This window comes from Phytobacter palmae, from assembly GCF_039409775.1.
GTDB classification, from domain to species: Bacteria; Pseudomonadota; Gammaproteobacteria; order Enterobacterales; family Enterobacteriaceae; genus Phytobacter; species Phytobacter palmae.
Genome location: NZ_JBCIVJ010000015.1, coordinates 103,165 through 124,445 on the forward strand (window position 1 = coordinate 103,165; position 21,281 = coordinate 124,445).

The window sequence follows — 21,281 nt, forward strand, 5'->3', positions numbered from 1 at the left end:
TAAGGAATAAACATGTTAAGTATTAAAGACCTGCAGGTAAGCGTTGAAGATAAAGAGATTCTGCGTGGCCTGAGCCTGGATGTGCGTCCGGGGGAAGTGCACGCCATTATGGGGCCCAACGGTTCCGGCAAAAGTACGCTATCTGCAACGCTGGCAGGACGTGAAGATTACGAAGTCACCGGCGGCAGCGTCGAGTACAAGGGTAAAGATTTGCTGGAACTTTCTCCGGAAGATCGCGCCGGAGAAGGCGTGTTTATGGCCTTCCAGTATCCGGTTGAAATTCCCGGCGTCAGTAATCAATTCTTCCTGCAAACGGCACTCAACGCCGTGCGCAAATACCGTGAGCAGGATGAGCTGGACCGCTTTGATTTTCAGGACCTGATGGAAGAAAAAATCAAACTACTGAAGATGCCGGAAGATCTATTGACCCGCTCGGTTAACGTTGGTTTTTCAGGCGGTGAGAAGAAGCGTAACGACATCCTGCAAATGGCCGTACTGGAACCTGATTTGTGCATCCTCGATGAAACCGATTCGGGGCTTGATATTGACGCGCTCAAAATCGTTGCCGATGGCGTCAATGCGCTGCGCGATGATAAGCGTTCTTTCATTATTGTGACGCACTATCAGCGGATCCTGGATTACATCAAGCCGGATTATGTCCACGTACTGTATCAGGGGCGCATTGTGAAATCCGGTGATTTCACACTGGTTAAGCAACTGGAGGAGCAAGGTTATGGCTGGCTTACAGAACAGCAGTAACGCGCTGCAACAGTGGCATCATCTGTTTGAACAACAAGGCGGGGCGCGCTCTGAGCAGGCGCAGCAGCATCTGCAGCAAATGCTGCGTTTAGGCCTGCCGACGCGCAAACACGAAAACTGGAAATATACGCCGCTCGACGGTTTACTAAATAGCCAGTTTGTCACCACGGCGGGGGTGTTGAGCGCACAAGAGTGTGATGCACTTGCATTGCCGGTCGATGCGCTACGTCTGGTGTTTGTTGATGGTTATTACAACGCGGCGCTGAGCGACGACATTGCCGGTTCTGGCTTCACCGTGACCATTAACGACGACCGTCAGGCTTTGCAGGCCCCGGTGCAGCCGGAGGTGTTTTTACACTTAACCGAAAGTCTGGCGCAAAGCATCACTCATATTAGCGTCAGCCGTAATCAGCGGGCGACCAAACCGCTTCTGTTAATGCATATCACCCAGGGGCTGGCCGGATCAGAGATGAACACGGCCCATTATCGCCACCATATCTCGCTTGCCGAAGGGGCCGAAGCGACAATCTACGAGCACTTTGTCAGTCTCAACACGCATCGCCATTTCACCGGCGCGCGGCTGACGATGGACGTGGCGGCAAATGCCCAACTGCACCATGTCAAACTGGCGTTTGAAAACCCGGAAAGCTACCACTTTGCGCACAACGACATTCGACTTGGCGCAGATGCAGCGGCGTACAGCCATAGCTTCCTGCTGGGCGGCGCTGTGTTGCGTCACAATACCAGTACTCAACTCAACGGTGAAAATACGACGCTGCGCATGAACAGCCTCGCGATGCCAGTGAAATCAGAAGTATGTGATACCCGCACCTGGCTTGAACACAATAAAGGCTATTGCAACAGCCGCCAGCTGCATAAAACCATTGTCAGCGACAAAGGACGTGCGGTGTTCAACGGGCTGATTAACGTTGCGCAACACGCCATCAAAACCGACGGACAGATGACCAACAATAATTTGCTGTTGGGACGACTGGCGGAAGTGGACACCAAACCGCAGCTGGAAATTTATGCTGATGACGTGAAATGTAGCCACGGTGCAACGGTCGGGCGTATTGACGACGAACAGATGTTTTACCTGCGTTCGCGCGGCATTGACCAGCAGGCGGCGCAAAAAATGATTATTTACGCCTTTGCCGCTGAGCTCACCGAAGCTATCAGCGACGAAGCGCTCAGACAGCAGGTGCTGGCGCGCATTGGCCAACGCCTTGCGGGAGGCTTAGCATGAGTTTTTCCGTTCACAGCGTACGCGCCGATTTTCCGGTCCTGACGCGTGAAGTTAACGGGGTGCCGCTGGCGTATCTGGACAGCGCAGCCAGCGCACAAAAACCTAATCAGGTTATTGATGCCGAGGCAGAGTTTTTTCGCCACGGCTATGCGGCGGTGCACCGGGGGATCCATACCCTGAGCGCTGAAGCCACGCAGCGCATGGAACAAGTTCGAACCCAGGTCGCAAGTTTTCTGAACGCCCGGTTACCGGAAGAGCTGGTTTTCGTGCGTGGTACTACCGAAGGTATCAATCTTGTCGCCAATAGTTGGGGCAACAGTCAGGTGCAGGCGGGGGACAATATCATCATCAGCGCCATGGAGCATCACGCGAATATCGTGCCGTGGCAGATGCTGTGTGAGCGCGTCGGTGCTGAGCTACGGGTCATACCGCTCAATATCGACGGTACATTACAACTGGAGGCGCTGCCTGGGTTGTTTGATGCCCGTACGCGCTTACTGGCGATTACTCAGGTCTCTAATGTGCTGGGAACGGAAAATCCCGTAGCGGACATCATTGCGCTGGCCCATCAACATGGCGCGAAAGTTCTCATTGATGGCGCTCAGGCTATCATGCATCACCCGGTCGATGTACAGGCGCTGGATTGCGATTTCTATGTCTTCTCCGGCCATAAGCTTTACGGGCCGACGGGGATTGGGGTGCTGTATGTCAAAGAGGAGATCTTGCAAGCTATGCCGCCGTGGGAAGGTGGGGGCTCTATGATTGCCACCGTGAGCCTGACGGAAGGGACCACCTATGCCAAAGCGCCGTGGCGTTTCGAAGCGGGTACCACGAATACCGGAGGGATTATCGGTCTGGGCGCGGCTATCGAGTATGTGAGCGGACTTGGGCTGGATGCGATTGCGCAGTATGAGCAGACGCTCATGCGTTATGCCCTGAATGCGCTAGCGGATGTGCCCGATTTAACGCTCTATGGCCCGCAGGATCGTCTGGGGGTGATTGCCTTTAATTTGGGTAAACATCACGCCTATGATGTAGGAAGCTTCCTTGATAATTATGGTGTGGCCGTGCGGACCGGGCATCATTGCGCAATGCCGCTGATGGCGTTTTATAATGTACCGGCAATGTGCCGTGCGTCGCTGGTGATGTACAACACAGAAGAAGAGGTGGATCGTCTGGTGGCTGGCCTGAAACGTATTCATCAGTTGCTGGGCTAACAGAGAGGCAAACATGGCCGTTTTACCCGACAGAGACAAGCTGCTGCGCAATTTTGGGCGCTGTGCCAACTGGGAAGAGAAGTATCTGTATATCATTGAGCTGGGGCAGCGGTTGCCTGCGCTCAGCGACGAGGCACACAATCCCGAAAACATTATTCAGGGGTGCCAGAGTCAGGTCTGGATTGTGATGCGCCGTAATGACGAGGGCATGATAGAACTGGCGGGCGACAGCGATGCAGCCATCGTCAAAGGCCTTATTGCCATCGTATTTATTCTTTATCAGCAGATGACTGCCCAGGACATCGTGGCGTTCGATGTGCGTCCGTGGTTTGAAAAGATGTCGTTGACTCAACACCTTACGCCTTCCCGTTCTCAGGGGCTGGAAGCGATGATTCGTGCAATTCGCTCCAAAGCCGCCAACATTAGCTAAACTAAATAGACAGCTTTCATCCTGTTACGCGAGGTGCATCCGCGCCTCGTTGGTTTTTCAGCTTTCGGCCTCTGCCGTGATACAGGACATCCAGTATGAAACGCGCGTCTACTATTACATTGTCTCTTATTGGCGCTTTTAGCGCTATTCAGATGGCCTGGGCTGTGGATTATCCGCTGCCACCGGCCGGAAGTCGTCTTATCGGTCAAAACCAGACTTATACTGTTCAGGAGAGTGATAAAAACCTGCAGGCCATCGCCCGGCATTTTGACACCGCAGCAATGCTGATTATCGAAGCCAATAACACAATCGCACCGATACCCAGAGCGGGTACGGTCGTCACCATTCCGTCACAAATGCTGCTACCGGATACGCCACGAGACGGGATTGTGGTCAACCTTGCTGAGCTGCGACTTTACTATTATCCCCCCGGCAAAGATATCGTTCAGGTTTTCCCGCTGGGGATTGGTCAGCAGGGGCTTGAAACACCGGTAACAACCACCCGTATTAGCCAGAAGATCCCCAATCCTACCTGGACGCCTACCGCAGGCATCCGCGCGCGTTCTCTGGCGCAAGGCATTGAATTGCCCGCTGTCGTACCCGCCGGGCCAAATAATCCTCTGGGGCGCTATGCGCTGCGTCTGGGGATAGGAAACGGCGAATACCTCATTCATGGTACCAGCGCGCCTGACAGCGTAGGGTTGCGCGTGAGTTCAGGGTGCATGCGGATGAACGCGGCAGACATTCAGGCGCTCTTCTCGCAGGTAAATACCGGTACACGGGTAACCATCCTTAACGAGCCGGTTAAATATGCCGTAGAGCCTGACGGACGGCACTATATTGAGGTACACCGTCCACTGTCGCAGAATGTCGGAGAGAACACACAGACGCTGCCTATCGCTTTCTCCGCAAGCCTGGCGAGCACCATTGAGCAAGGCGGTGGTGACAGAGCAATGATTGACAAGGCGTTATATCGACGGGCGGGTTATCCCGTGACGATTCCGGCAAACAAAAGCGGGAAGGTAACAACTGAAAGCGTCGTGTCCGTGCAGAATCGTGATGCCGGAGCAGATGTGAATTCGGATGAAAGCGGCAAGACCGTTACGCAGTAACAACAGAGAAGGTAAATCGCAGACAAAAAAATGGCGCACAATGTGCGCCATTTCATCACAGGTACTCTTACTTACGGTAAGAATGAGCCTGGTTATCCAGACGCTGGTTAGCGCGAGCTGCGTCGTCTTTAGCAGCCTGAACGTCGGAACGGATTGCGTTCACGTCGTTGCTCAGCTGGTCAACTTTAGCGTTCAGAGTCTGAACGTCAGAAGACAGCTGATCGATTTTAGCGTTGCTGGAGCAACCAGCCAGCAGAGTAGAACCCAGGATTACCGCGCCCAGTACCAGTTTAGTACGATTCATTATAAATACCCTCTAGATTGAGTTAATCTCCATGTAGCGTTACAAGTATTACACAAAGTTTTTTATGTTGAGAATATTTTTTTGATGGGAATCCACTTAAATTTGATCGTTCGCTCAAAGAAACACCGACTTTGAATAAAACGTTAAAAAAAGTGTGATAAAACAGCAAGCTTCCATCGGATTCATCTTAGATAATAAGCAGTTTAAATAGTGAAATCCGATTTGCTTTTTTATTCGAGGCGATTTCTGATATATAAAAAAAGCGCCCGAAGGCGCTTTTTTAAACACGAATATTCGTCCGGTTATTATTACAGGACGTGCACAGATGCCGTGTTGGTCGTACCGCTGGAGACCAGTGCGCCGGAAACCATGACAACAACATCGCCTTTCTGCGCCAGACCGCTCTGTACGGCCAGTTCTTTGCCCAGACGGTAGAAATCATCCGTGGAGGCGATTTCTTCAACCAGCTGCGCGACAACACCTTTACTCAGTACCAACTGACGCGCAGTGGTTTCGTTGGTGGTCAGCGCCAGGATGGTGGCATCCGGGAAGTATTTACGTACAGCGCGCGCAGATTTACCGCCCTGGGTAGCGACCACGATCAGCGGGGCATCCAGTTTTTCAGCGGTTTCAACCGCGCCACGGCAAACCGCTTCGGTGATACGCAGTTTACGGCTGTCGTTGTTGAAATCCAGACGGCTGGTCATGACGCGATCGGTACGTTCGCAGATGGTCGCCATGATGGTCACAGCTTCCAGCGGGTATTTCCCTTTTGCCGATTCACCAGACAGCATAACGGCGTCGGTACCGTCAAGGATGGCGTTTGCAACGTCGCCTGCTTCCGCACGGGTCGGACGCGGGTTCTTGATCATAGAGTCCAGCATCTGGGTCGCAGTGATAACCACTTTGCGCGCGCGGATACATTTCTCAATCATCATTTTCTGCGCGAAGATAACTTCTTCAACCGGAATTTCTACGCCCAGGTCACCACGAGCAACCATGATGCCGTCAGACGCTTCGAGGATTTCGTCGAAGTTATTGAGGCCTTCCTGGTTTTCAATTTTGGAGATGATCTGGATGTTTTCGCCGCCGTGCGCTTTCAGGTGCTGACGAATTTCTTCAACATCAGAACGTTTGCGGATGAAAGAGGCCGCAACAAAGTCAACGCCTTGTTCGCAACCGAAGATCAGATCCTGTTTATCTTTCTCAGCCAGTGCCGGCAGAGCGATAGAAACGCCTGGCAGGTTAACGCCTTTGTTTTCGCCCAGGTCACCGTTGTTCAGTACCTTACAGATGACTTTGTTGCCTTCGATGGCAGTGACTTCCATGCCAATCAGGCCATCGTCAACCAGTACTGTGTTGCCAACCTGCAGGTCGCTGGTGAAACCTTCGTAGGTAACTGCAACGGTTTCAGCGTTGCCGATAACTGTTTTGTCGGTAGTGAAGGTGAAAGTCTGGCCCGCTTTCAGCGAAACATCGTTACCGCCTTCCAGTTTGATTGTGCGGATTTCCGGACCTTTAGTGTCCAGCAGAATCGCCGCTTTTTTACCGGTTTTGCTCATCACGTTGCGCAGGTTCTGGATGCGCTGACCGTGCTCAGCATAGTCACCGTGAGAGAAGTTCAGACGCATTACGTTCATTCCTGCGTCCAGCATTTTTGCTAACATCTCTTCGGATTCGGTTTTCGGACCGATGGTGCAAACAATTTTGGTCTTTTTCATGACAGTCTTAGTCTTTAAGTTGAGAAGGATATGGAAATCACGCTCCGGTTAGCGCGAAGCTTCGGAGTCAAACCTGTGTTGCGAAAGTTGCGATGCCACTGCCTAAGGATAGGTGACATCAAAAAAGCGTGCAGAGTAATGTGTGCCTGTGTTTCAGCCCAGCCGGGTAAGTCATAATGTAATGGTTGAGTTTTACAGTTCAATGAGCTGAAACCATTCAAGAGTGAATAGGATGCCATTATACGATGAAAAAGGGGCAAAAGGAAAATGAAAACGCTGTTTCAAAAATCATCTGGGCAGTTTCACAACGAAGTGTTATCAACGTGTTAAGTTATCACCAAAATGAATTTGCGTCGTTGACGCCAAAGTAAAACCTTTGCCCGCAAAAAGGCAAAGGTCTGGGAAAGTTTGCTGACAGGGCAGTTATCGATTTATGGCAACATAGCTGAAACAAATACCCGTGCGCTTTGCGTCAGACACGTTGGGCTTAACCGATTTAGCTATGAAGCCGTTGCAGTGCCTGAGCATGAACCTCCGGGCAACCCGCCGCCAGAATATGTCCACCCGCCTCAGGGCGACCACCACTTAAGCTGGTTACCACACCGCCCGCCTGCTCAATAATTGGAATTAACGCAACGATATCATATGGTTGAAGTGCGTATTCCAGGCAAAGATCAATCTGTCCGGCAGCCAGCATTGCCATGGCATAGCACTCACCGCCATAACGTGTCATCAGCGCAGCATCGTCCAGCGCAGCAAAATTAACTTCCGGGAAACGAGCGATGGGTTCAGGCGAGGTGACATGCAATATCGCCTGGTCCAGCGAGAGGCCCTTGCGGGTGGTGAGAGGAGCATTACCCTGCGGGCCACTGCGCCATGACTGCCTGCCATCTGCCCAGAAGCGTTCACCGGTAAAAGGTTGGCTCAGCATGCCCAGATGAGCACGACCTTCAACGGTCAGGCCAATAAGCGTTCCCCATACCGGAATTCCACACAGAAACGGTCGGGTACCGTCGACTGGATCCAGGACCCATTGCAACGGCCCACTTCCGGTAATCCCGAATTCTTCGCCCATAATAGAATGGTCAGGGTAACGGGCGTCAATGAGGGCGCGAATGGCGCGCTCTGCTTCGCGGTCCGCATCGGTCACAGGATCAAAGCGATAACCCTCTTTCGGTTTTGTGTCCACATGCAGGTTTAATCGTGAACGAAAACGCGGCAATGTCTGCTTGTCTGCCGCATCGGCAAGTTCATGCAAAAAAGCGATATCCGGTAAAGCGTGGTTCATGATTGAGTCCTCATCAATAAAACTACGGTAAGTCTTCCATGCTCGTTATTGCTCGATTGTGCATCTTTATTGCGTATTCTTCAAATTATTACCATGTTCATGTTGCGCAACCAGGAAAATCAGGAAGCAGTCCTGGAGGAAGTGGACATAATCGAGCGGCAGACTTAAGGTCCACGGTTACCCGATGACAGAAAGTGCAAAGCGCAGGGTATACAGGCAGTAGATACTCAAAGCGCCAGGCGTTATGGACGTGTGCAACCTATCAGGACGAACCCTGGTCAATCATCTCAGAACCTGGAGTGATAAAGATGACGATAAAAGTACTTGGCTATGCCGCACAATCGAGTAAAGCCCCTCTTGCTCCACACTATTTTGAGCGTCGGGATCCCCGAGCGGATGATGTGGTTATCGATATTCTGTATTGCGGTGTATGTCACTCTGACTTACATCAGGCGCGCAACGACTGGGGTTTTAGCCAGTATCCCCTGGTGCCGGGGCATGAGATTGTAGGCCGCGTCACCCGTGTAGGGACAGATGTGAGTAAGTTCAAGGCCGGAGATTTAGTGGGAATCGGCTGCATGGTAGATTCCTGCCGCGAGTGTGCCTCCTGTAAGCAGGGGCTTGAACAATATTGCGAAGAAGGCAACATTCAGACCTATAACGGCATTGACCGGCATGATCATATGCCGACCTACGGCGGTTATTCGCGCACAATTATTTGCAGTGAAGATTTCGTGTTGCGCATCCCGGAAAACCTTGATGTACAGGCCGTTGCGCCGTTACTTTGCGCGGGCATTACCACCTGGTCGCCGCTGCGCCGCTGGGGCGTAAAAACAGGCAGCAAGGTTGCCGTAATTGGCCTGGGCGGGTTAGGACATATGGCACTGAAACTGGCGCATGCGATGGGTGCGGAAGTTACGTTATTCACCCGTTCACCAGGCAAAGAAGCAGATGCGCGTCAACTGGGGGCGCAACACGTGGTGTTGTCGACCGATCCGCAGCAGATGGAGGCAGTGAAAGGGCAGTTTGAGCTTATTATCGACACCGTGCCTTATGCCCACGATATCAATCCTTATATGCCAACGTTGACGCTGGACGGCACGCTGGTGTTTGTTGGCCTGCTTGGGGATATTGAACCAACGGTCAGCACATTGCCGATGATCCTGGGGCGTCGTTCCGTATCAGGTTCGTGTATCGGCGGCATAGCCGAAACTCAGGAGATGCTCGATTTCTGCGGTCAGCACAACATCACGGCGGACTCAGAAGTGATTCGTATGGACCAGATCAATGATGCCTTTGAACGTTTACTGAAAAGCGATGTGAAATACCGCTTCGTGATCGATATGCAGACGCTGGCAGAATAAAAGCAATTCACCGAAGGCTTCGGTTAACGCCGGGGCCTTTTTGAAGGCTTCGAAATACAAGAGGAAGACAATCAGAATGAACTCGTGAATGGTGCGTCCGAGTGGACTCGAACCACCGACCCCCACCATGTCAAGGTGGTGCTCTAACCAACTGAGCTACGGACGCACTAAAGAGATGGTGCGTTCAATTGGACTCGAACCAACGACCCCCACCATGTCAAGGTGGTGCTCTAACCAACTGAGCTATGAACGCATTGTTGTGCCTGACAACGGGGACGAATATTAGCGGCAGCCTTGTAATGTGGCAAGAAGAAAATCGCTATTTTCTGCCTGAATGCACCCGACTGCGGAACTTTTATACATGAACGGCATATTTCACTGATGTTAAAGGATAATGATTGAGCAGAGTACCTTTCTGGCGCATTGTTTTGATGATTTTCGGTACAGTACGTGGTTTGGCGTCTTTTCTTTGGCGTTAAGTTTTATGACGCAAAAACCGCCAGTTCGCCAGATTTTCGCTTAACGCACAGGGGTAAGCACCGGTTGACCTGCAAAACAGGCCTGCAGATTGTCTAAAACCAACCGGATAGTAGCTTCTGCCGCCTCGGGCGTGCGCCCGGCGATGTGCGGAGTGATAATCACATTCTCTTGTGCAATCAGCTCCGCCGGGACGTCCGGCTCGCCCTCCACAACGTCCAGCGCGGCGCCGGCAATATGCCTCTTTTTCAGGGCATCAATTAGCGCAGCCGTGTCGACAACGCTGCCTCTGGCGATATTGATGAGAAAACCATCCGGGCCGAGCGCACTTAGCACCGCATCGTCCACGAGGTGCCAGGTCATCGCGCCGCCGGGAGTGGCGACCACCAGAAAGTCCGACCACTGCGCGAGCGCGACAGGCGATGGCAGGTAATGCCAGGCGGAATCGGCACGCGGTGTGCGGCTGTGATAGGCCACCGACATGCCAAAGCCGGCAGAAGCGCGCCGTGCTATCTGTTCACCAATATTCCCCAGGCCTAAAATTCCCAATCTCTTGGCGGAGATCATTGGTCGCAATTGCCGGGACGTTGCCCATTCACCGCGCCTGACCGCTGAATCAGATTGAACAATTCCCCGCGCGATTGCCATCAACAGGGCCATCGCATGATCGGCGACGGATGTATCATTGGTCCCCGGTCCATGGGTGACGATGATATTTCGCGCTTTAGCAGCCGTTACATCGATATTTTCATACCCGGCACCCAGCGCGCAGATGATGTTAAGTTTCGGGAGTGCCGCTATCACGCTGGCGTCGAGACCCCTTGAGCCGTTGGTGAGGACGGCGCGGATGCGCCCACCGTTGTGTTCTACAGCCTGTGCGCGATCCGTCGCAGTGGGGGCATAGTGTGTTTCAAAGCCTGCAGCGGCAAGCCGGGAAAGGTGCCCGGGGGCAAGTTCAATCGTGACAAGTAAAGGGATCGCCATAAGGGTGCCTTCGTATACTCAAGGGGAGGGTTAACCCATTCAGTAAACTGCGGGAGATATATAGCCTGAGAATGATCCTCATGCTGCACAAAAGCAAGCGACGGCTGGGGCTGTCGCCAGACGATTGTGTGACAAAAAATCAGGTGAGATAAAACAGATCAAGCAGAACCGCGCTGATAAGCAGCCAGCAGGGAAGCGAGAAACAGAAGACACTTTTGTTGTCCCGTTCGGTGTTTACGACGAGCAACACGACAAAGGCGATGACCAGAAGCGCGACAAAGAAAATGGTGAGCGGCTGGCTGACGGCAATAATCTTTAACGCAGCAATCAGAAGCAGGCTGGATGCAATAGTGAACAACTTGATTTTACGTGTGAAAGCCAAAGAACCTGCCACAAAGTAAACTAACGCAACAATGCCGGCCATCAGGCACTCCTTTTGCTGTGTCTCTCATTTAACCAGGATGGTTTGCATATCAGACAGGATATAAATTGTGTCACCTGGCAAGGAAGTGTAGCCGCCAGAAGACGGCTACGTTGATATTAGCGCGCCGCGCGCTGCAAAATGACAGACGATGGCTGGCGCTGCAGGAAACGCATTCTGAGCATCATCAGAATTGCCGCCGAAGTCAGCCCAATGATAAAGCCCATCCAGAAGCCTGCCGGGCCCATTCGGTCAACTACCAGATCGGTTAACGCCAGTACATACCCGGAAGGTAATCCCAGCACCCAATAGGCGGTAAAAGTAATAAAGAAGATAGAGCGTGTATCTTTATAACCGCGCAGAATCCCGCTGCCGATAACCTGGATGGAATCGGATATCTGGTACAAACCTGCCAGCAACATTAATTGCGAGGCCAGTGTCACTACCTGCGGATTATCGTTATAAAGCAGCGCGATATGTTCACGCAGCGCAACTGTAAAGATAGCAGTCAGTACAGCCATGCATACGCCCACGCCAAGGCCGGTATGTGCGGCAGTTTGCGCGTCCAGCGTGGAACCTTGCCCAAGGCGAAAGCCGACGCGGATCGTGACGGCGGCGGCAAGCGACATCGGCAGCACAAACATCAGCGAACTAAAATTAAGGGCGATCTGGTGCCCGGCGACATCCACAATGCCCAGCGGCGAAACCAGCAGGGCCACGACGGCAAACAGAGTCACTTCGAAAAAGAGCGCGAGCGCGATAGGCAAGCCAAGCTGTATCAGACGTTTCAGAACGTTCAAATCCGGTTTGCCAGAATGTGTTTCACCACGGATATCGCGCATTGAGCCCGCACGTTTCACGTACGAGAGCATGGCAATAAACATCACCCAGTAGACCGATGCCGTTGCCACGCCGCAACCAACACCGCCCAGCTCCGGCATGCCGAAATGACCGTAAATAAAGATGTAGTTAACGGGAATGTTCACCAGCAGGCCGAGGAATCCCATCACCATACCGGGTTTGGTTTTCGCCAGCCCCTCGCACTGATTACGTGCGACCTGAAAGAACAGATAGCCCGGCGCACCCCATAACAGGGCGCGTAAATAGCCCACGGCTTTATCCGCCAGTTGCGGATCGATGTCATGCATGGCGTGAATAATATAACCGGCGTTCCACAGTACGATCATTATCAGGATCGACACCGCAGCGGCAAGCCAGAAGCCCTGGCGTACCTGATGCGCAATACGTTCGCGGCGCCCGGACCCGTTAAGTTGCGCAATCGTCGGGGTCAACGCCAGCAATAAGCCATGACCAAAAAGGATAGCGGGAAGCCAGATAGAGGTGCCAATGGCGACAGCAGCCATATCGGTGGCGCTGTAACCGCCAGCCATAACCGTATCAACGAAACCCATTGCGGTTTGGGCGATCTGCGCGAGGATCACCGGGATAGCCAGAGCCAGCAACTGGCGCGCTTCTGTAAAGTACTTCTGCACTGAAAACACCTTGATATAGTTGTTATATGCGATGAATGTTCATTTCATTAAAAAAGAATATAGATGTGTCTTCTGGTCCGGGACACTGCGAGGATGGTCAGAAATCCAGCATAGAGTTAAGCATTGCGATCAAATCCTTGTTCATTTTGCTTTTCAGTTTGAGTAAACCATTCGGGCGATCATGGGCCCATCTGGTCGGTCGTTAATAAAGGAAAGGCGCCGGGAAAAACCAGCACGAAAAAATGCGTCGGGGTACGGTACCGGGGGCCCGAAAAGTATCGTCGTTTCCCGTCAATGCCGGGATGTTAACGCGAAGCGGTTGTTTCTTTTTTCTGCTATCGAGATTACAGGCAAATCTTACATGTTGTTGTACGTTTTTGCCATGTTAACGATAAGCGATCATTATCAGTCCCACTGTTTTTAGCAGGGGAGCGCTATGCACAAGTTCGCTTACCCTCTGTACCAGACATCGAAAAAGAGAGGCTGAACATCATGGATTTTCACGCGGCGAAGCGCATTCTTTCAATTTACGAAAGGCATGCCGATGAGTTTGCCAGGCAGCGCTCCCGTCAGCTGTTCGAAAAAAAGTGGCTGGACAAGTTCATACAGCTACTTCGTCCGGGCGGACATGTTCTGGATATCGGCTGCGGGAACGGTAAACCCATCGCAGATTATTTTATTGCTGGCGGCTTTGCGCTCACGGGCGTGGATGGCTCGGCGGCGATGATTGCGCGTGCACAAGCGCATTTCCCGGCGCAACGCTGGATCCATCGGGACATGCGACACCTGGCGATGGATGAGACGTTTGATGGTCTGATAGCCTGGAACAGCTTTTTTCATCTGACACAGGACGATCAACGCGCCATGTTTCCCTGTTTGCCGCACTTAGCCACACGGGAAGTGCATTAATGTTCACCAGCGGCACATCGAATGGCACAGCGATGGGGACATTTGCCGGCGAGCCGCTCTTTCACGCGAGTCTGGCACCCGAGGAATACCGTGAGATTCTGGCGCAGCATGGGTTTACCGTTGTCGATGTACAGTTTGAGGATCCGGAGTGCGGTTATCACTCTATCTGGCTGTGTAAGAAGGTGAACTGAGATTATCCTGTGGTTTTATACCTCAGTCGCCACCATCCGCCCTGCGAGGCTGGCAACATGATTTTCCTCCTGTTATTGTGCGTTTTAGAAAACGGCGGTGCCGTAAATGACATACAGGAGTGGTAGGCATGTTTACTGGTATTGTACAGGGCACGGCAAAACTGGTGTCCATCGATGATAAGCCCAATTTCCGTACTCACGTCGTCGAGCTACCGGATCATATGCTGGAAGGGCTTGAAACGGGGGCGTCGGTAGCAAATAACGGTTGCTGTCTGACGGTCACGGATATTAATGGTAGCCATATCAGTTTTGATTTGATGAAAGAGACGTTGCGCATCACCAATCTGGGTGAGCTGGCGGTCGGCGACGCGGTCAACGTTGAACGCGCGGCAAAATTCAGTGATGAGATTGGCGGGCATTTAATGTCGGGCCATATTATGACCACCGCAGAAATCGTTAAAATCCTGACTTCCGAAAATAATCGTCAGATCTGGTTCAAGGTACAGGATCCGGCGTTGATGAAATACATCCTTTATAAAGGTTTTATTGGTATCGATGGTATCAGCCTGACGGTAGGCGAAGTGACGGCTACCCGTTTTTGCGTACATCTCATACCGGAAACGTTACAGCGCACCACGCTTGGCAGTAAAAAATTGGGCCACCGCGTAAACATCGAAATTGATCCGCAAACGCAGGCGGTTGTTGATACCGTTGAACGCGTGCTGGCAGCAAAAGAGGCTGCGGCTGCCGTGGTCAGTAACGACGAATAAATCGTATAAATAGGAAGCTACTAAGGAGAATATGAAAGTATTCTCCTTTTTTCATGCCATCAGAAAACGGTGGAGCGTAGGTTGAGTAAAAGGGGTTAACGCGGCGCTTCCTGCCAGAGAGAAAAAACCCCGCGAAAGCGGGGTTGGCGGTTAGCGTGCGACGCGAAGTCCGTGTTCAATACCCCGGCTGAATACCACCTGCCAGAGTTGAATATCCCGCGCACGGAAAGCGCCTGCGCAGGCGTTCAGGTAGTAACTGAACATACGTTTAAACCGTTCGGAATAGTTATCGGCGATTTCTGGCCAGCTGGCGAGGAAGCGCTCATACCAGGCCATCAACGTTTTATCGTAATCTGCGCCGAAATTATGCCAGTCTTCCATTACGAAATGAGATTCACTGGCATTCGCTATCTGCCGTACTGAAGGAAGGCAGCCATTGGGGAAGATATAACGGTCAATCCAGGGATCCACATTATGATCGGTTCGCCGTGAACCAATGGTATGCAGCAGGAAAAGACCATCCGGTTTAAGATTACGGTCAACGACGGTGAAGTAGGTGTCGTAATTTTTGGGACCGACATGCTCAAACATACCGACAGAGACGATGCGGTCAAACTGGTCGTTCAGATCGCGATAATCCTGCAGTCGAATATCGACATCCAGCCCCATGCACCGCTGTTGCGCCAGTTTTTGTTGCTCGGCAGAAATCGTGACCCCCACGACGCTGACACCGTAGTTTTGCGCCATAAATTGCGCCAGACCGCCCCAACCGCAGCCAATATCCAGCACGCGCATCCCAGGCTTGAGCTGAAGTTTTTCGCAAATCAGGCGTAACTTGGCAATTTGCGCGTCTTCAAGTTTCTCCGCCTCTTTCCAGTAGGCGCAAGAGTATTGCATCTGGGGGTCCAGCATGCGGGTAAAAAGATCGTTACCCAGGTCGTAATGCTCTTTTCCGACGATCCATGCTCGTTTTTTGGATTGCAGATTAAATAATCTTGCCCCGGCGATACGAAGCGTATCTTTTAAATGACGCGGAAGCTGTTTTTCCAGCCCGGCACGCAATACTTTCGTAAAAAAGATGTCCAGCCGGTCACACTCCCACCAGCCGTCCATATAACTTTCTCCCAGCCCGAGCGAACCCTCCTGCAAAACGCGTTTAAAAAAATCAGGGTTTTTAACCTGAATATCAGATGCCGACGGTCCATTTACCTGGATACCGGCGCGGCTCAGCAACTCATTCGCGATACGGAACCAGTTATCATCCCGTACGCTAACCTCTTCTATACACGATGAACTCATAACTTCTCCACCACCAGCAAGTGATTAGAACCTTAAAAGAGCGTAGACGCTTTTTGAGGCATGTGAGAAATCTCACGGTTTGCGCCGTGAGGCTGATATCCGACGTAGAACAGAGGAAGGGAGATGACCCTTGCCAGAAAGGCCTTCCATGGTCAAACGGGAGCGCTCCGGCTCCCGTTAATACATAATATTTATCGTATTTGTAACTAGCCGGAAAAGAGTATAGGCCTCAAAATCCAGTGATACAACAGAAAACTGTTAGCAAGCTAATCACTAAACTGTAACATAGTCGCTCATGCAACTACGCATGTGAAGACGATTTACTGGCTCCATTTGCATGATAACTTTCACTTTCCTGGCGTTGCATGCGGTAACCAAACGCGACCAGAATGACCGTCGACAGCATCACGCTGGTGGTGGCGAGCAGAGGATGAGCAATCAGGCCCGAGACCACCAGGCTTGCAACAAAACAGAGCCCCAGTTGCAGTGTATTCTGCAAGGCTGCCGCCCGGCCGGTAGCCTGCGGGAAGGGGCGCAGTGCCTGAGCTACCACTATCGGATAAATAGCTCCATTTGCCATTGCCATCAGACAGAAGGGGATTAACAGGGCGGTCAGCGAGGCGCCAGGCATCAGCCCCACAGCCCAGGTTGCAGCGACGCTCAATGCGAAAGCCAGCAGCAACCACGGTAATAAACGGGCACCAGACCATTTTTGCAATGCGGCGCGACAGCCGTAACCCCCGACCAGAAAGGCTATGGTTTGCGGCACATAACTCAGACCAATAACTGCGGGGCCGTATCCCATCTCATGAAGAATAAACGGTGAACCGGTAAGCCAGGCGAAAAAACTGGCCGAGCAGGCGGCGTAAATCAGCACGTTGCCACGATAGCCCTTATCGCGCAACAGCGCGGCGAAAGTCAGCGCCTGTACCGTTTGTGCGGGGTGCTGCGCGCCACTGCGCAGACGCAGTGCCGGGAGCATCAATATTACAGTGATGATAAATAATGTGGCGAAGATTGCCTGCCAGGAGAAGTGGGCCAGAATCCAGCTGCCAAGCAGGGGCGCGAGGGCAGGAGATAAACCCACCAGCGGCATAATGGTGGCAAAAATGCGGTTTGTCCGCTGCGCCGGATAATGATCCGTCACCAGCGCCTGCCAGGTCACGGCAGCCGCACAGACCCCGATGGCCTGGACAAAACGCAACACCAGCAACCAGACAGCGTTCTGCACCCAAAGCATACCAAGGCAGCCGACGGCGAAAATGGCCAGGCCCGCGAGCAAAACAGGCTTCCTGCCATAGCGATCCGACAGCGGCCCCCATACCAGTTGAGCAACAGCAAAGCCTGCAAGAAACAGGCTTAGCGTCGCGCTGACCGCTGCGGCAGACGTATTTAAATCTTGCTGAATATCGGCAAACGCCGGCAGGTACATATCTGTAGCCAGAAAGCCCAGTACGCTTAAGCCCGCGAGCCAGACTAAAAATCCTTTTCCAGGTTGCATGGCAGATCTCTTTTTATGACAGGTAATCAGGGCTCCAGAGTCTAAGGAGTGCAACCCGGCTTGTGAAACGCTAATATTTGTCCGGTGGTTTCAAAATTTTTGCAGGCAGATTATGTGGTCAGAATATTCTCTCGAAGTGGTTGATGCCGTTGCCCGAAATGGCAGCTTTAGCGGTGCAGCGCAGGAGCTACATCGTGTACCTTCTGCGGTCAGCTATACCGTGCGTCAACTCGAAGAGTGGCTGGCGGTACCGTTGTTTGAACGCCGTCACCGGGATGTTGAATTGACGCCCGCTGGCGTGTGGTTTTTGAAAGAGGGGCGTTCTGTTATCAAAAAAATGCAGATCACCCGGCAACAGTGTCAGCAAATTGCCAACGGCTGGCGTGGGCAGTTATCTATCGCCGTTGATAACATCGTTAAACCGGAACGTACGCGCCAGATGATTGTCGATTTCTATCGCCATTTTAGCGATGTCGAACTGCTGGTCTCCCAGGAGGTATTTAACGGTGTATGGGATGCGCTGGCCGACGGACGTGTTGAACTGGCTATTGGCGCAACTCAGGCAATTCCGGTCGGGGGCCGCTATACCTTTCGCGATATGGGCATGTTGAGCTGGAAATGTGTGGTTGCGCGTCATCATCCGCTGGCGGCGATGGCGTCGCCGCTCAGTGATGATACGTTACGGAACTGGCCATCGCTGGTGCGCGAAGATACCTCCCGTTCGCTGCCTAAACGCATCACCTGGCTTCTGGATAATCAGAAGCGGGTTGTCGCCCCTGACTGGGAATCATCTGCTGCCTGCTTGTCTGCCGGGCTATGCATTGGGATGGTGCCAGCGCATTTTGCCCGTCCGTGGATCGATCGCGGTGAATGGGTTGCGCTGGCACTTGAAAATCCTTTCCCGGACGCCGCCTGTTGTCTGACCTGGCAGCAGAATGATGCTTCACCGGCGCTGAGCTGGTTACTGGATTACCTGGGTGACAGCGAAACACTGAACAGAGAGTGGCTGCGGGAGCAGGAATGAACTGCTCCCGGCAGGATTAACGGCGATAGTCGCGGAACGGACCATCGGCAACCGAGCGGCGTTCAATCAGACGCGGATGCACTTCAATTGATTGTGACTCTTCACGCTTGTTCACGATGCGGTCCAGTAGCATGTTAAACGCGGTTTCACCCAGCGAGTCTTTCGGCTGGTGGATAGTTGTCAGTGAAGGGGTAAAGAAACGTGAATTGCGCACGTTATCATAACCGATCACCGAAATATCCTGCGGCACGCGCAGGCCCATTTCATCAGCCGCGCACAACGCGCCCATCGCCATAATGTCGCCACCGCAGAACACCGCAGTCGGGCGAGAAGACTGAGTCAGTATTTGTTGCATCGCACGATAACCGGACTCCGGCTCAAAGTCGCCCTGCACAATCCAGTTTTCCGGTACATTGATGTGGGCCTCTTGCATCGCTTTCATAAAGCCACTAAGACGGCCGGCTCCCGTGTTGCGCTCTAATGGCCCGGGGATAACGCCAATTTCGCGATGGCCGCGTTCAATCAGATAACGGCCGGCCATATAGCCACCGGCAAAGGCGTTATCGATTACCGTATCGGTAAAATCGGCTTTTGCTTCGCCCCAGTCCATTACCACCATAGGAATATGGCGATATTCCTCCAGCATGCTGAGTAACGATTCCGGGTATTCAGAACACATGACCAGCAGACCATCCACACGTTTTTGCGCCATCATCGACAGATAGGCGCGCTGTTTTTCCAGGTTATTCCAGGCGTTACCGAGAATAAGGGTGTAGCCTTTCTGGAAACAATTTTTCTCAACTGCTTCGATGATCTCGGCGAAATAAGCCGCTTCGCTACTGGTCGCCAGCAAGCCAATAGATTTCGTGTGATTGACTTTCAAACTGCGGGCAACCGCGCTGGGAGAGTAGTGTAATTCTTTAATCGCTGCCCAGACCGCGTTGCGCGTCTCTTCTGCAACGAAACGCGTCTTGTTAATTACATGTGATACGGTTGTGGTGGAAACGTTTGCTCGCTTCGCTACGTCTTTAATCGTTGCCATCAGATCTTACTCCAGACCATATCGTAAACTCCTGATAATACATAAGGTAAACGTTTGCCTTCCATCACCCTTTACCCATAGAAGGGATTGCAATACGCCGGGAAAAAGACACTGGACGTCAGGAGGGGAGTCAATGGCCGGTACGCTAATAAATTTAGCGTCGAATTTTGTCTGATCTTGACCAAAAGGGGAAGTGCTAAAACGTGTATCACTCTAAATCCTGCAAGATTTTTACGTTTATTTGTGCAAAAATGCGTTACATCACTTTTTGTGTGGAAATTAATAAGGAGAAAAATTGATGAGCACCGACCTGAAGTTTTCTTTAGTGACTACCGTAATTGTACTCGCCCTGATTGTTGCTGGCGGACTCACTGCCGCACTGCATTGATTTACCCCGGGGGAGAGCCCTCTCTCCCTCGTCTCTCCTGTCGATTGTCATCAAATCAGCAATAGTCTTTTCCCATTTCGCTAACTTCTGTTTTTTGTGATTGATGTCATACTTTTGACTTCTGTGACGGTGTCGCGCGTCGACACGGCAATTCCGGAGTCTATTTATGAAGATCAATTTCCCACTGCTTGCCCTGGCGATTGGCGCTTTCGGCATCGGTACGACCGAATTTTCACCCATGGGGTTACTGCCCGTTATCGCCCAGGGCGTGGATGTCTCGATCCCGGCAGCGGGTATGCTTATTAGCGCTTATGCTATTGGCGTCATGGTTGGCGCACCGTTAATGACGCTGTTGCTTTCCCATCGGGCGCGACGTAATGCGCTGGTATTCCTGATGGCGATTTTTACCCTCGGCAATGTGCTGTCGGCACTTTCACCTGATTACACAACATTGATGCTCTCCCGCATCATTACCAGTCTGAATCATGGTGCGTTCTTTGGGCTTGGTTCTGTGGTGGCAGCAAGCGTGGTGGCAAAAGAAAAACAGGCCAGTGCGGTAGCGACCATGTTTATGGGGCTGACTATCGCCAATATCGGCGGTGTGCCCGCAGCAACCTGGCTGGGTGGGGCGATTGGCTGGCGCATGTCGTTCCTGGCCACAGCGGGGCTGGGTGTCATCGCTATGATCAGTCTCTACTTTTCGTTGCCGAAAGGCAGTGCCGGTGAGCGTCCTGATGTGCGTAAAGAACTGGCAGTATTAATGCGTCCTCAGGTAGTTTCGGCGTTGCTGACGACGGTACTGGGGGCCGGGGCGATGTTCACGCTCTATACCTACATTTCACCCGTACTGCACCGTATTACCGATGCCACACCTGCGTTTATCACCGCGATGCTGGTGCTGGTAGGCGTTGGATTCTCCATCGGTAACTATCTTGGCGGCAAGCTGGCTGACCGCTCGGTCACGGCGACCCTGAAAGGCTTCTTGTTGCTATTGATCGTAATTATGGTTGCAATTCCCTGGCTGGCGCGCAGTGAAATCGGCGCAGCAATCAGTATGGTTGTCTGGGGTGCGGCAACCTTCGCGGTAGTGCCTCCGTTGCAGATGCGTGTTATGCGCGTGGCGCATGAGGCTCCGGGCCTGTCATCATCCGTAAATATTGGTGCGTTTAACCTGGGCAATGCGCTGGGGGCAGCGGCAGGGGGCGCGGTGATCTCGGGTGGACTGGGATACACCGTCGTGCCGGTAACCGGGGCGATTATTGCGGGAATGGCGCTATTGCTGGTGTTGCTTTCCGGCAGAGCTAATGCAGAGCGAACCTGCACAGCAGCGGAATAAAAAAA

Annotated in this window: 20 protein-coding genes, 2 tRNA genes and 1 pseudogene; 11 read left to right on the top strand and 12 right to left on the bottom strand. The window is 52.4% G+C overall.

The genetic code is table 11. The annotated features are described in order from the left end of the window. The first annotated feature begins 12 nt into the window (after positions 1 to 12). The 5 genes from sufC to ldtE all read left to right on the top strand — a co-directional run bounded on the left by sufC (position 13) and on the right by ldtE (position 4,764). Positions 13 to 759 carry a Fe-S cluster assembly ATPase SufC gene (gene sufC / locus AAIG39_RS18090; RefSeq protein WP_090086606.1) on the top strand — a complete coding sequence of 249 codons (747 nt, stop codon included), beginning with the start codon at positions 13 to 15 and terminating at the stop codon, positions 757 to 759. After that, positions 734 to 2,005, top strand: a complete 1,272-nt coding sequence (sufD, locus tag AAIG39_RS18095; protein WP_090086608.1) for a Fe-S cluster assembly protein SufD — start codon at positions 734 to 736, stop codon at positions 2,003 to 2,005. The genes sufC and sufD overlap by 26 nt, the downstream gene beginning before the upstream one ends. Further along, positions 2,002 to 3,222: a cysteine desulfurase SufS gene (gene sufS, locus AAIG39_RS18100; RefSeq protein ID WP_343194441.1), complete on the top strand. Its 1,221-nt coding sequence runs from the start codon at positions 2,002 to 2,004 to the stop codon at positions 3,220 to 3,222. The genes sufD and sufS overlap by 4 nt, the downstream gene beginning before the upstream one ends. 13 nt (positions 3,223 to 3,235) lie before the next feature. Continuing rightward, positions 3,236 to 3,652, top strand: a complete 417-nt coding sequence (gene sufE, locus AAIG39_RS18105) for a cysteine desulfuration protein SufE (protein WP_090086612.1) — start codon at positions 3,236 to 3,238, stop codon at positions 3,650 to 3,652. 95 nt (positions 3,653 to 3,747) lie between these two features. Further along, a complete protein-coding gene (gene ldtE / locus AAIG39_RS18110; protein ID WP_090086613.1) occupies positions 3,748 to 4,764 on the top strand; it encodes a L,D-transpeptidase LdtE in 1,017 nt (338 codons plus the stop codon). A gap of 67 nt (positions 4,765 to 4,831) precedes the next feature. On the opposite strand, the gene AAIG39_RS18115 is transcribed toward ldtE, so the two are convergent. The 4 genes from AAIG39_RS18115 to AAIG39_RS18125 all read right to left on the bottom strand — a co-directional run bounded on the left by AAIG39_RS18115 (position 4,832) and on the right by AAIG39_RS18125 (position 8,077). After that, positions 4,832 to 5,068 carry a major outer membrane lipoprotein gene (locus tag AAIG39_RS18115; protein WP_007374746.1) on the bottom strand — a complete coding sequence of 79 codons (237 nt, stop codon included), beginning with the start codon at positions 5,066 to 5,068 and terminating at the stop codon, positions 4,832 to 4,834. Positions 5,069 to 5,376: 308 nt separating this feature from the next. Beyond that, positions 5,377 to 6,789: a pyruvate kinase PykF gene (pykF, locus tag AAIG39_RS18120; RefSeq protein ID WP_047370016.1), complete on the bottom strand. Its 1,413-nt coding sequence runs from the start codon at positions 6,787 to 6,789 to the stop codon at positions 5,377 to 5,379. Between the two features lie 14 nt (positions 6,790 to 6,803). Next, positions 6,804 to 7,028 carry a protein YnhH gene (gene ynhH, locus AAIG39_RS25730; RefSeq protein WP_425503335.1) on the bottom strand — a complete coding sequence of 75 codons (225 nt, stop codon included), beginning with the start codon at positions 7,026 to 7,028 and terminating at the stop codon, positions 6,804 to 6,806. Between the two features lie 257 nt (positions 7,029 to 7,285). Beyond that, complete coding sequence (locus AAIG39_RS18125; RefSeq protein ID WP_090086615.1) at positions 7,286 to 8,077, bottom strand: inositol monophosphatase family protein; 792 nt, start codon at positions 8,075 to 8,077, stop codon at positions 7,286 to 7,288. Positions 8,078 to 8,385: 308 nt separating this feature from the next. On the opposite strand from AAIG39_RS18125, the gene AAIG39_RS18130 reads away from it, so the two are divergent. Beyond that, on the top strand, positions 8,386 to 9,441 hold the full coding sequence (locus tag AAIG39_RS18130; RefSeq protein ID WP_090086617.1) for an NAD(P)-dependent alcohol dehydrogenase: 1,056 nt from the start codon (positions 8,386 to 8,388) through the stop codon (positions 9,439 to 9,441). 89 nt (positions 9,442 to 9,530) lie between these two features. Here AAIG39_RS18130 and AAIG39_RS18135 read toward each other — a convergent pair. The 5 genes from AAIG39_RS18135 to mdtK form a co-directional block, all read right to left on the bottom strand. Then, positions 9,531 to 9,607, bottom strand: a tRNA-Val gene (locus tag AAIG39_RS18135). A 10-nt stretch (positions 9,608 to 9,617) separates the two neighbouring features. Beyond that, a tRNA-Val gene (locus AAIG39_RS18140) sits at positions 9,618 to 9,694 on the bottom strand. Between the two features lie 266 nt (positions 9,695 to 9,960). After that, positions 9,961 to 10,902: a 2-hydroxyacid dehydrogenase gene (locus tag AAIG39_RS18145; RefSeq protein WP_343194442.1), complete on the bottom strand. Its 942-nt coding sequence runs from the start codon at positions 10,900 to 10,902 to the stop codon at positions 9,961 to 9,963. A gap of 139 nt (positions 10,903 to 11,041) precedes the next feature. Next, a complete protein-coding gene (locus AAIG39_RS18150; protein ID WP_343194443.1) occupies positions 11,042 to 11,326 on the bottom strand; it encodes a hypothetical protein in 285 nt (94 codons plus the stop codon). 116 nt (positions 11,327 to 11,442) lie between these two features. Then, positions 11,443 to 12,816, bottom strand: a complete 1,374-nt coding sequence (gene mdtK / locus AAIG39_RS18155) for an MdtK family multidrug efflux MATE transporter (protein WP_090086623.1) — start codon at positions 12,814 to 12,816, stop codon at positions 11,443 to 11,445. Positions 12,817 to 13,308: 492 nt separating this feature from the next. Here mdtK and AAIG39_RS18160 point away from each other — a divergent pair. Beyond that, positions 13,309 to 13,916, top strand: a pseudogene (locus tag AAIG39_RS18160) (class I SAM-dependent DNA methyltransferase). Positions 13,917 to 14,044: 128 nt separating this feature from the next. Continuing rightward, positions 14,045 to 14,686: a riboflavin synthase subunit alpha gene (locus tag AAIG39_RS18165; RefSeq protein WP_090086627.1), complete on the top strand. Its 642-nt coding sequence runs from the start codon at positions 14,045 to 14,047 to the stop codon at positions 14,684 to 14,686. Between the two features lie 150 nt (positions 14,687 to 14,836). On the opposite strand, the gene cfa is transcribed toward AAIG39_RS18165, so the two are convergent. Next, entirely contained in the window at positions 14,837 to 15,985 is a 1,149-nt protein-coding gene (cfa, locus tag AAIG39_RS18170; protein ID WP_090086629.1) for a cyclopropane fatty acyl phospholipid synthase, read from the bottom strand. Between the two features lie 301 nt (positions 15,986 to 16,286). Continuing rightward, a complete protein-coding gene (gene punC / locus AAIG39_RS18175) occupies positions 16,287 to 17,486 on the bottom strand; it encodes a purine nucleoside transporter PunC (RefSeq protein WP_343194444.1) in 1,200 nt (399 codons plus the stop codon). Between the two features lie 112 nt (positions 17,487 to 17,598). Here punC and punR point away from each other — a divergent pair, with 112 nt between their 5' ends. Beyond that, positions 17,599 to 18,510: a DNA-binding transcriptional activator PunR gene (gene punR, locus AAIG39_RS18180; protein WP_047370026.1), complete on the top strand. Its 912-nt coding sequence runs from the start codon at positions 17,599 to 17,601 to the stop codon at positions 18,508 to 18,510. 16 nt (positions 18,511 to 18,526) lie between these two features. Here the strand turns inward: punR and purR are convergent, their stop codons facing one another. Beyond that, a complete protein-coding gene (purR, locus tag AAIG39_RS18185; protein ID WP_090086633.1) occupies positions 18,527 to 19,552 on the bottom strand; it encodes an HTH-type transcriptional repressor PurR in 1,026 nt (341 codons plus the stop codon). Positions 19,553 to 19,850: 298 nt separating this feature from the next. Here purR and cydH point away from each other — a divergent pair, with 298 nt between their 5' ends. After that, positions 19,851 to 19,940, top strand: a complete 90-nt coding sequence (cydH, locus tag AAIG39_RS18190) for a cytochrome bd-I oxidase subunit CydH (protein WP_090086635.1) — start codon at positions 19,851 to 19,853, stop codon at positions 19,938 to 19,940. Between the two features lie 166 nt (positions 19,941 to 20,106). Continuing rightward, positions 20,107 to 21,276: an MFS transporter gene (locus AAIG39_RS18195; protein ID WP_343194445.1), complete on the top strand. Its 1,170-nt coding sequence runs from the start codon at positions 20,107 to 20,109 to the stop codon at positions 21,274 to 21,276. The last annotated feature ends 5 nt before the right edge of the window (positions 21,277 to 21,281 follow it).